3 protein-coding genes are annotated in these 2,192 nt (G+C 71.9%); all 3 read right to left on the bottom strand.

What is annotated here, in order from left to right; all coding sequences use genetic code 11:
• A partial coding sequence (locus tag ABZZ74_RS53760) for a homocysteine S-methyltransferase family protein (protein ID WP_356951388.1) occupies window positions 1-1,046 on the bottom strand: 1,046 nt, incomplete at its 3' end.
• Entirely contained in the window at window positions 1,043-2,026 is a 984-nt protein-coding gene (locus tag ABZZ74_RS53755; protein WP_356951387.1) for a carbohydrate kinase family protein, read from the bottom strand. The genes ABZZ74_RS53755 and ABZZ74_RS53760, both read right to left, overlap by 4 nt.
• Window position 2,027: 1 nt before the next feature.
• Window positions 2,028-2,192: methionine adenosyltransferase domain-containing protein (locus tag ABZZ74_RS53750; protein ID WP_356951389.1), on the bottom strand; the 165-nt coding region annotated here is incomplete at its 5' end.

The raw sequence follows: 2,192 nt of genomic DNA, 5'->3' as shown, positions 1-2,192 counted from the left end.
TTCGTCCGCTCACCGATCGCCAGATACGAGGTGTCCTGACGGAACGGCACCGACTGATACAACGACGCCGCACCCGGCTCCGGACGCGGATCACGTGACGCAGGCGTCAGTCCACGCACCCGCTCCACCACGGCCCGCAGATGCTCCGGCGTCGTACCGCAGCAGCCGCCGACCAGCGACAACCCGTACTCGCCGACGAACGACTCCTGCGCGTCCGCCAACTCCCTTGCCGACAGCGGGTAGTGGGCGCCGTCCTTGCCCAGGACCGGCAGACCGGCGTTCGGCATGCAGGACAGCTGGACGCGGGCGTGCCGGGCCAGATGGCGCAGGTGCTCGCTCATCTCCGCCGGGCCGGTCGCACAGTTCAGGCCGATCATGTCGATGCCCAGCGGCTCCAGCGCGGTCAGCGCGGCACCGATCTCCGAGCCCAGCAGCATCGTGCCGGTCGTCTCCACCGTGACCGACACGATCAACGGGACGTCGGCGCCAAGTGCTTGGAGTGCGCGTCGGGCGCCCAGGACCGCCGCCTTCGTCTGGAGCAGGTCTTGCGTGGTCTCCACGAGCAGGGCGTCCGAGCCGCCCGTGAGCAGTCCCTCGGCATTCTGCTGATAGGCGTCGCGCAGCACTCCGTACGACACATGCCCCAGGGTCGGCAGTTTCGTGCCCGGGCCCATGGAGCCCAGCACCCAGCGCAGTCGGCCGTCCCGGGCGGCGAACTCGTCCGCCGTCTCGCGGGCGATCCGGGCGCCGGCCTCGGACAGCTCGGCGACGCGCTCGGGGATGTCGTACTCGGCGAGTGCCGCGTGGTTGGCGCCGAAGGTGTTGGTCTCGACGCAGTCGACGCCCGCGTCGAAGTAGGCCGAATGCACGGAGCGGACGATGTCGGGGCGGGTGACGTTGAGGACCTCGTTGCAGCCCTCCAGTTGCTGGAAGTCGTCTAGGGAGGGGTCCTGGGCCTGGAGCATGGTGCCCATCGCCCCGTCGGCCACCACCACCCGGGTGGCCAGGGCCTCGCGCAGCGCCGCGGCCCGGGCCGCCGGCGTCATGACAGCGCCCCCAGCCTGGGGATGAGACGGCGTACCGCGCCGGCGCCGTAGGTGTCGCACAGCCGGTCCAGGAGGTCGTTGCCGTCCAGGGCGTAGGTCTGCGTGCCGCGGCTCTCCAGCACCACCGAGGCGACGGCGCTGCCCAGCCGGGCCGCGTCCTCCAGGTCCAGCTCCCAGGCCAGGGCGGCCAGGAAGCCGGCCCGGTAGGCGTCGCCGGCGCCCGTGGGATCGACGGCGCCCCGCGATGCGACGGCCGGGACGAGGGTCGTGGTGCGGCCCGCGCGGGTGATCCGGGAGCCGCGCTCGCCCTGCGTGGTGACCCAGGTGCCGACGCGGCCCAGCACCTGCTGTTCCGTCCAGCCGGTGCGCTCCTGGATGAGCAGGGCCTCGTACTCGTTGGTGAACAGCCAGCGCGGGGAGTCGAGCAGGGCCCGCGTCTGGGCGCGGTCCAGCCGGGCCAGTTGCTGCGAGGGGTCGGCGACGAAGGGGACGCCGAGACGCACGCACTGGCGGACATGACGGACCATGGCGTCCGGGTCGTCGGGGGAGATGACGACGAGGTCGGCGCCGCCGGTACGGGCGAGCAGCTCGGGCAGGTCGATGTGGCGGGCCTCCGCCATCGCGCCGGCGTAGAAGAAGCCGATCTGGTTCTGGGCGGTGTCGGTGGCGCACACGAAGCGCGCGGTGTGCAGGGTGTCGCTGATGCGCACGCCCGACGTGTCGACCCCGTGTTCCTTCAGCCAGACCTCCTGGTCGGCGAAGTCGGCGCCGGCCGCGCCGACCAGCAGCGGGTCGAGGCCGAGCGAGCCGAGCCCGAAGGCGATGTTGGCGGCGACCCCGCCGTAGCGGATCTCGAGTTCGTCCGTCAGCAGGGAGAGCGAGATCCGGTCCAGGCGTTCCGCGAGGAGCTGGTCGGCGAACCTGTGCGGGAAGGACATGAGGTGGTCCTTGGCGATGGACCCGGTGACGGCGATACGCACCTCACACCCCCGCGGCCTTGCGCAGCGCGTCCACGCGGTCGGTCTTCTCCCAGGTGAAGTCGGGGAGTTCGCGGCCGAAGTGGCCGTAGGCGGCGGTCTGGGAGTAGATCGGGCGCAGCAGGTCGAGGTCGCGGATGATCGCGGCCGGGCGCAGGTCGAAGACCTC

This window comes from Streptomyces sp. NPDC006476, from assembly GCF_040612015.1.
Taxonomy (GTDB): domain Bacteria; phylum Actinomycetota; class Actinomycetes; order Streptomycetales; family Streptomycetaceae; genus Streptomyces; species Streptomyces griseorubiginosus_B.
This window is presented reverse-complemented; position numbering and strand designations above follow the sequence as displayed.